This window comes from Micromonospora sp. RV43 (assembly GCF_001029515.1).
Lineage (GTDB): Bacteria > Actinomycetota > Actinomycetes > Mycobacteriales > Micromonosporaceae > Micromonospora > Micromonospora aurantiaca.
In genome coordinates this window covers 1-7,155 of the sequence record NZ_LEKG01000254.1, presented here as the reverse complement: position 1 = coordinate 7,155, position 7,155 = coordinate 1, and the positions used below count along the sequence as shown (strand labels likewise).

Annotated in this window: 6 protein-coding genes and 1 pseudogene; 3 read left to right on the top strand and 4 right to left on the bottom strand. The window is 65.2% G+C overall.

Annotated features, from left to right (window positions below; all coding sequences use genetic code 11):
- Window positions 1–154 precede the first annotated feature (154 nt).
- Entirely contained in the window at window positions 155–619 is a 465-nt protein-coding gene (locus ABD52_RS39555) for a hypothetical protein (RefSeq protein ID WP_152748362.1), read from the top strand.
- Window positions 620–726: 107 nt separating this feature from the next.
- On the opposite strand, the gene ABD52_RS34995 is transcribed toward ABD52_RS39555, so the two are convergent.
- The gene (locus tag ABD52_RS34995) at window positions 727–966 is read right to left on the bottom strand and encodes a hypothetical protein (RefSeq protein ID WP_030270966.1); all 240 of its coding nucleotides are present in this window, start codon (window positions 964–966) and stop codon (window positions 727–729) included.
- Window positions 967–1,869: 903 nt separating this feature from the next.
- On the opposite strand from ABD52_RS34995, the gene ABD52_RS34985 reads away from it, so the two are divergent.
- Both ABD52_RS34985 and ABD52_RS38750 read left to right on the top strand, forming a co-directional pair.
- Window positions 1,870–2,187 (top strand): hypothetical protein, encoded by a 318-nt coding sequence (locus ABD52_RS34985; RefSeq protein ID WP_013474588.1) that lies wholly within the window; start codon window positions 1,870–1,872, stop codon window positions 2,185–2,187.
- Between the two features lie 249 nt (window positions 2,188–2,436).
- Window positions 2,437–2,841, top strand: a pseudogene (locus ABD52_RS38750) (tyrosine-type recombinase/integrase); the annotation flags it as partial.
- A 477-nt stretch (window positions 2,842–3,318) separates the two neighbouring features.
- Here the strand turns inward: ABD52_RS38750 and ABD52_RS34980 are convergent.
- From ABD52_RS34980 to ABD52_RS34970, 3 genes are all read right to left on the bottom strand, one after another.
- A complete protein-coding gene (locus ABD52_RS34980) occupies window positions 3,319–3,951 on the bottom strand; it encodes a hypothetical protein (RefSeq protein ID WP_047894552.1) in 633 nt (210 codons plus the stop codon).
- Window positions 3,952–4,069: 118 nt separating this feature from the next.
- Window positions 4,070–6,718 carry a hypothetical protein gene (locus ABD52_RS34975; RefSeq protein WP_053065530.1) on the bottom strand — a complete coding sequence of 883 codons (2,649 nt, stop codon included), beginning with the start codon at window positions 6,716–6,718 and terminating at the stop codon, window positions 4,070–4,072.
- Window positions 6,715–6,927, bottom strand: coding sequence for a hypothetical protein (locus ABD52_RS34970; protein WP_152748361.1), 213 nt, complete (start codon window positions 6,925–6,927; stop codon window positions 6,715–6,717). The genes ABD52_RS34975 and ABD52_RS34970 overlap by 4 nt, the downstream gene beginning before the upstream one ends.
- Between the last annotated feature and the right edge of the window lie 228 nt (window positions 6,928–7,155).

Here is a 7,155-nt window from a genome sequence, read left to right as displayed (position 1 = left end):
CCTCAGCCCGAACGAGTACGAGACCGCCTGGCACAGCCGCCAGACCGAGCCAGCCGAGCCACCAATCGCCACCCCTGCGCCAGCCGGCAGCAGGTAACCACCGCTCCATCAAAGCGGGGGGAACTCATGCCGACCACGCACGTACCCTGAGGTGGTGAAGGCCCCGGTATGGAGCGCCCTAGCCGCATGGGTCGCGCTCGTAATCAGCGTTGCGAATCTGTGGTACAGCGTAGTCCGCGTGTGGTGGCGCGAGAGGAAGGCCAGCCCATCCGCTCGCCTTGATCTATTCGACTATCACAACAAGTCTGGCTGGCATGAGGAGGCGCGAGTCGTCGTCACGAACCACGGCCCGGCGGACATGAAGAAGGTCGAGGTGCAACTTTTCGACGACGACGGAACATCGCTGGAACTCGGAGACCCCTCCGTCTCGGCCCTGTGGCCCAGGATGCCGCTCGGTTGGCTGCACCCGGAGGAGTCTCTCTACTTGACGCTCAACCGCAGTCTCGGCACGCGCGACCCAAGAGCAGCGCTCATCCGCTGGGATGACGGCCGCCGCTCTCAACAGTCTCGCTGGGTCTGGCTCTCCTATCGCCGAGTTACTTGCCCCCCAGGCAACTAACATGGAGCGGGGACCTGCTGCTGCACCCGGGCTGACCCGTCGGAAGGGTCCTCTGGGGTCCACGCTCGTCCGTCAGCGTCCGGCCCGGTCGTCACCCATTTAGTCACTCACGGGTCGCGCAGTCGGCTTTGCTTCCTCACCTGTGCCGCGCAACTGAGCAACGCCCTAGCCAGCGCCTCCGCCCGTTCCGCCGACAACCACAACGAGCCGTGTGGCACGTCGTCATCGGGACCTGCCAGCCCTTCCGTCAGGGTCTCCGCCGGCACTTCCACGTCAAGCCGAACGAAGTGATGCCCTCTGCTGTAGTCGACGAAGGCATCCAGGTACCGGTCATCATCGAACGTCACCGCCGTACGCTGCCATGGCACCGACGCCTACCTGGGCCCTCAGCCTCGACCGCTTCGTCCCGAAGGAATGACCAGGCGTCGTTGAGCTGAGCGAATAGCTGAGCTGAGCTGCCGGATCGGTCCACCATCGTCCGTGGACGTCCGGTCTCGGCCGCGTCGGTCGTCACCCAGCTAGTCACCCACCTGCTCGGCACCCGAACCATCCCGATCTCCGGCAAGGCGTTCGAGGAGGTACCGCGCTCCACCATCTCCGGAACGCGCTCGCTGTCGCAGATCCTCCAACCTGTCTTCCTCGTAGAGCAGCCGATTCAGCCGCCTGCGCGCATGTACATCACGTTGGCCGAGAGTCGCCAGCTCGACATGACGGCCGGCGCGGGCAAGCAGATCCATGTGCTGCAGGTGTGCGTTATGGCGCTCTTGGTCGGTGCTGTAGCACTCCGCGACAGCACCGACCACTGCGATTGCTCCATCCCAGTCGCCCCGTTCCTCGGCGACGCGGGCAGTCTCAGACCAGTGAGTCACGGACATAATCGTAGGTGGCGCTGACCCTAGCTTGGGAATCGTGTTGCTCGGAATGGTCAGGGGTCAGCCCGCCTGACTCTGAAACACGAGAGGGATCGGCTAGTGTCACGCTACGGCCCGTTGATAGCCGCTATTGACCGGTTCATCGGGGCACGGATCGGGCTGGAGCGGCCAGCGCCTCGCCACGGTCATATGCCAGGGAGGCGGCGCTACCGGTTCGCCTACACGTACCGTCCGCAACTCTGTCGATACGAACTGCCCGAGGCAGACAAGATCGTTCAGCCGGATGCGTCACTCACGTCCTGAGACTGCTCCGTCACGCACGTCCCGAGACCCGACAGGCTGGCAGCCGTCCGGGCCTCGCCCTGAAAGGATGACGGCATGGACCGCTTCGAGGGCCGGTGCTGGCTGGACTGGTGGGCGAACTCGTCCACTCTGCTCGACAGCGTCGAGGTGGCCGTCGTGATCGCCGCCGCTACCGGCGGCTGGGAGGCGAATGGTCGCCTGGTCAGCGACAGCGACGAAGACCGCGAGGCGTTTGCATTCCTGTGCGAACTCGACCCCGTCTTCGCGCTGCGCTTCGAAGACGAGAGCGTTGTCGCCGTCACCGTTCATCCCACGGATGCGCATCGCCGCTTCAGGCTCACCGAGTACACCGGTCCGGTCCAGCGATCGGTCGTCAACCGCATCGCTCTGTAGGCAACGCCGAGCCTGATTGGCTCGACGGCAGTTTCACGGCACGTTGACGTGTCGGCACCCCGTGCTACTCCGGCCCTCATCGAGCACGCCAGCGCGCCCTTCCTACCGGATCGCTGGACTCGACGCCGGAGATGCCGGGCGGCCTTCCTGCCGCTGATGCGGGCCACGCCCCGTCGGCTCTCGATCCCACCGGCCGATATACCGGCTCTCCGAATCCGTTGAGCGGCCCAGCACGGCCTTTGCCTGCCGTCCAAGACCCAGGCGTCCGACGCCACCCTCCCGCTGCCCGACATCTGCCTCACGGCCCTGAAACTGCGGAGCGAGCAACGCGACGAGGCGAGAGCAGCCGCCGGCAAGGCATGGCACGAAACCGGACTCGTCTTCACCACCCGCTACGGCACCCCAATCGAACCGCGCAACTTCCAGCGCTCCTGGCAGACAAGGTGCGAGAAAGCCGGCGTCACGCCGATCACCGTCCACGACGTCAGGCGAACCTGCGCCACGCTGCTCGCCGACCTCGACGTCCACCCCAGAGTCGCCATGCAGGTGCTCAGGCACGCCCGCTTCTCCGTAACGATGGAGATCTACACGCAGGTCACATCGACAAAGACGAGAGAAGCACTCAAGCGCCTCGGCGACTCACTGAGCCGCTGACGAGAACTGCTGAACAAAGCTGCTGTACGCAAGCAAAAGGCCACCTCCCGAAGCCGGGAAGTGGCCTTTGACCTGCGTGGGCGATACTGGGATCGAACCAGTGACCTCTTCGGTGTGAAGCAGGACGCTGCCCCGACTCTGACCTGCGGGAACGCAAACTTGCAGGTCGTGGTGGGTGTAGTTGGATGCCGTTCAGGGCCGTTAGACGCCGTTCAACGCCGTTCAGTGCGCCCGTCTGCTCCCATCCCGCTCCCCTAATCGCGGCTAGGACAACCACCGGCGGCTGACCGACGGACAGGGTCTACTGCCGCCCACGCCGGCACTGGTGCGCTGGCCGGATGTGCCGGTGTCAGGCCAGCTGCTGCGAATGGGGGCACTGCCTACCGCGTCACCGCACCCAGCAGCTCCCAACCCGCTCCCGGAGGGCGTCCGTCAGCCAACTCACCGACCTGAACAGAGACCCTGACGGGTGGGGTATCAGTTGATGGCGCCTTCGATTTTGTCGGTGAGGTCGAGGATGTCAGGGACGGCGTCCAACACGGTGACCTCGACCAGGGCGCCATGGCGACCATAGCGGCGGCGGTACTCGGCATACGGGTAGTCGGCGATCGGCAGCCAGGACCGATGCCCCCGCACGGGGTGGTTCTTCTGCGTCACGGCCCCGGAGTTGAGCCGGCAGAGTTCGATTCGGGGGCCGTGACGCTCGACGAGGGCACGGGTGTCGACGTGCAGAACCACCTGGTCCTCGGCGCGGTACTCCTTCGCTTGACGCAACCGGTCCAGCCGCTCCGCGCTGGCCCAGAAAAAGACCCGGGAGTTGATGGCCGCGAGGTACTCGGCCAGCGAGGAGTCCGGATCGATCTTTTCCGTAACGAACTTCATCGGCTTCTGATCGCGGATCACAGCAGGCAGCAGGCCCGGCGCGCGCAGAACCGTGGACTGCCTGCGAGGGGAGCTCAGGAGTCGGTCACGCTCGACCGGGTCGAGGTCGAACAGATCGATCAGTCGCTGCGTGGACAGGAGGCCGTGTCGTCGCACCGATGGCCACGCGGTCGCCGACATCGTGTGGAAGACCCGCGGATGCTGCGCGATCAGTTCCTCGACGTCCATGACGGTCATCATGCCGAACGCTGCGCTTACGGGCCATCAGCGAGCCGCGCGACGACCTCCCGTCACCTCGCGGCCGGCCTACTGTCAACGCCCTCACTAATCGTCAGCCCGCCGGGCCTTACATACAGGCAATGAGGCTTCTCATCTCAGCTACGAGGCTGGGCAGATCAAGACTCAGCCGATCTTGAACCTTCTCAACCTCGGCTAGCTGCGACCGTAGTGGGAAGACCCGGGCGTTGGGCGGCGGGCCAGGACAGTCGATCGTCATCGAGAGCGGCGTACGAGTGCCAGACAACGAGTAGAGCCGCCAGACGGCCATTCGCGAATCGACTAGGACCATGGTCTTGTCGGCCACGGCGATGAGGATGGCACACCGTGAGTTTCGGGCGATCACTGCTGCAGCATCGTCGACCCGCAGCAGCTCGGTGACAGCCCGCGCCGCCGCTCGGTAGGGGTTCGTAAACCCGCCTTCTACCCGCCAAATACCGTCCTGCAGCTCGACTGCAAGGCCGGCATCGGCAAGCGTCACTCGTACCTCCGCATATGGGTCCTGACGGGCCTCCCCCGCGAGTCTGACCGTCTCATGAAGCTCCTCCGCGGTCGCTACGCGCGCGAAGGGCTGAGTGGCAGGCAGGAGAAGTTCGTCAGCAAGCGAGACATCTGCTTCCGCTACCCAGACGGCTGCGTCTGCCCAGGCATCGGTGGAAGGAAGATCTTCCTCGCGTCCTCCGTATAGGTGAGTGCCCTGCCGCAGGGTGGTCATGGCGACGGCGAGCAGCGCGTAGAGATGGTCGAAGGCTTCAGCAGGAAGGGCGTCGAGCATGTCGTCGTCAGGGACCAGCGACCAGATCAGCCACCTGAGGTCATGGCGCCACGCGTCGTCTCCATGCCAGACACCGGCTGCTAGCAGCGTCAGATAGAGCTGGGTGACGACCATGCGCAGATGAACGGGCGGCAGGGTAGACCAATCGTTCTCGATGGCCGGTTCTGTTACCGCGGTCACCCAGCGCTCGGCGAACCGTCGGTACTTGGCGCGCTGGTCCGGACGGATCTGTGGGACCTGCGTCGCACGTTTCTCCTCTTGCTCGCGCGCCACGCCGTCGAGTACGTCGTCATCTTCGTCCTCCGTGACCTCCGCTTCGTCGACGTCATCGATCGACCAGTGAGTCGCCGAGCCCTGGTCACCAGCATGCTTCTTCGGAAAGATGAGCCCGGAGAGACTTGGGCCGAGTGCGTGTTCGCACCGCTCAAGGTAATCGGCCCACCGGTCACCCGACTCAACGGGGGAACTAGCGGAAGTGGTGGATGTTGAGGGCAGGGTGCGGCCGCGCAGGCCCACCTGCTCGACGAGTCGTCCTAGCTCGTTGGTGAAGCGCTGTGCCAGCATCGGGTCGCTGAAAAGCTCTCCCACCTCGCCTGACCAGGATAGGCGCGGTTCGTCGCTGGTGTCTTGGCGGGGCCGGCAGCGGGAGCTATCGGTGATGAAGACGGCCGCAGATGCCAGCCGTGCGCCGGCAACCTCCATCACCGCGCGCACCGCGCCTCCGGTCAGCTCCGGCACCAGGAGGCGTGCGAACTGTTGGTTGGCGGGAACGGCCCCTGCGACGGTCCATGACCCTGGCGCGCCGGTCAGCGAGGTCTCGATGACGACCCTGTCTCCGGCCGCCACGGAAAGTTCCACTATGAGTGTGCCGTCCACTAGGGCACAGCCGAGAAGGACGGGTCCTGAGGCGCTTACGGAGCTGCCAGCGGGCGGCGTCGACCTCAGGTTCTGGATGGCGTTCGGCGGCTGAGGATCCCCTTCTGATGGGAAGAGCCCGCCGCCGTGCGGTGCGATGACAGCCAGCTCGCAGTTGCCGCCCTGTCCGGTGCTCATCAGCAGCGCCGAAGCGGTGATGTTCGCGCTGCCGGTCATGCCGGCGGTCTTTCCGTCAGGGGTACGCCACTCAATCAGCTTTCCGTGCCAGGCCCGCCCGGCACTGAGCAGAGTGAAGGCCTGATCAACGGCAGGCGCTGCCGCACGGGCCAGGGCGGCACCGTCGAACATGGCGATGGAGGGCTGAACAGCGACACGTATGGCTTGAGGCTTCATCCGAGTGACGATGGCTGTCGCTGCGCGGGCTGGCGGATCGTAGAACGGGGCGGCGAGGCGCAACTCGTCCACCGCGTGCGCGGGTAGGTGGTTCAACAGCGGTTCATGGAGGTTGCCGACAGCCCGCACGTGCGACCACCGTTCATCGACCTTCTTTGGGCGCATCCGCTCAGCGAGGTGCCGGATTGTCTTGGCGATCCAGCTAGCCAGACCGACCGTGTCTGGCAGGTCTTGCAGCCAGTCCGCGACGTCCTGGATGAGTTGCGGCCCATGATCGATGCTTCCGTAAGCGGTGACCCACAGCTCGTGGTTGTATCCCCACCCGGACAGCGTCGGGTTGCCCGATCCGACGGCGAGCCACACGTCCCGGTCGCCGAGTAGGACCACCAGCTTCGGGTGAAATGCTCTGGAGCAGACGGCGTGGCCGTGTTGGTAGGCCACGCCGGCGCGACGTACGTCTACCGGGTCGTGTACGGCCTGCCCAGGGTCGCTGAGGATCGTGATCCGCGCGCCGAGAGCCCGAGCGGTGGGAATAGCGAACTTCTCGAGGAACCCCAGGTCGACCGTGTAGCCGGTGATGAGGACCTCGCGAAGCCGGGCGCCGTCAACTCGATCCCGCCACTGCTGCAGGAGAGTTAGTGGCGACCGGAGGGCATGGGTGACGGCCTCGCTCATGAGGGCAGATCCAGCAGTCGCTGGCCCTCAGGCGTGACTGGCTCTTCGGGGTGCGGTGTCAGCAGCCCGACCTGTACCGCGATCTCAGCCAGCTGGGTAAGACGCAGACCAATGTTGCCGCTGCCCTCGCCCGAGTCAGCGAAGTACGCGCCATTGCGCTCGTGGAGTCTGCTGAACAGTGAGATCGTGCCGTCCTGATTGAACTTCACCTTCCGCAGCGCTACCCGCCGCGACTGAGCGAGCATGTCGTCAACGAGGCGTCGCCCCAGCTCGGCGACCGAGCGCTGCCCATACTCGTGCCGGAGCTGCGCTACAGATCTTGAATGGTCAGGTTGTGTCGGGTTCGAGTGTCAGTCCGGTGTGCGCGAGGAAGCCGTCGAGGAGATCGTCGCGGTACTGGATGCTCTTGAGTCGGTTCTTGATGATCGCCTGGAGGT

Excerpts from the sequence above, each read along its gene's own strand:
- ABD52_RS34975 (WP_053065530.1), bottom strand. The coding sequence starts at position 6,718 with ATGAGCGAGGCCGTCACCCATGCCCTCCGGTCGCCACTAACTCTCCTG.
- ABD52_RS34985 (WP_013474588.1), top strand. The coding sequence starts at position 1,870 with ATGGACCGCTTCGAGGGCCGGTGCTGGCTGGACTGGTGGGCGAACTCG.
- ABD52_RS34980 (WP_047894552.1), bottom strand. The coding sequence starts at position 3,951 with ATGGACGTCGAGGAACTGATCGCGCAGCATCCGCGGGTCTTCCACACG.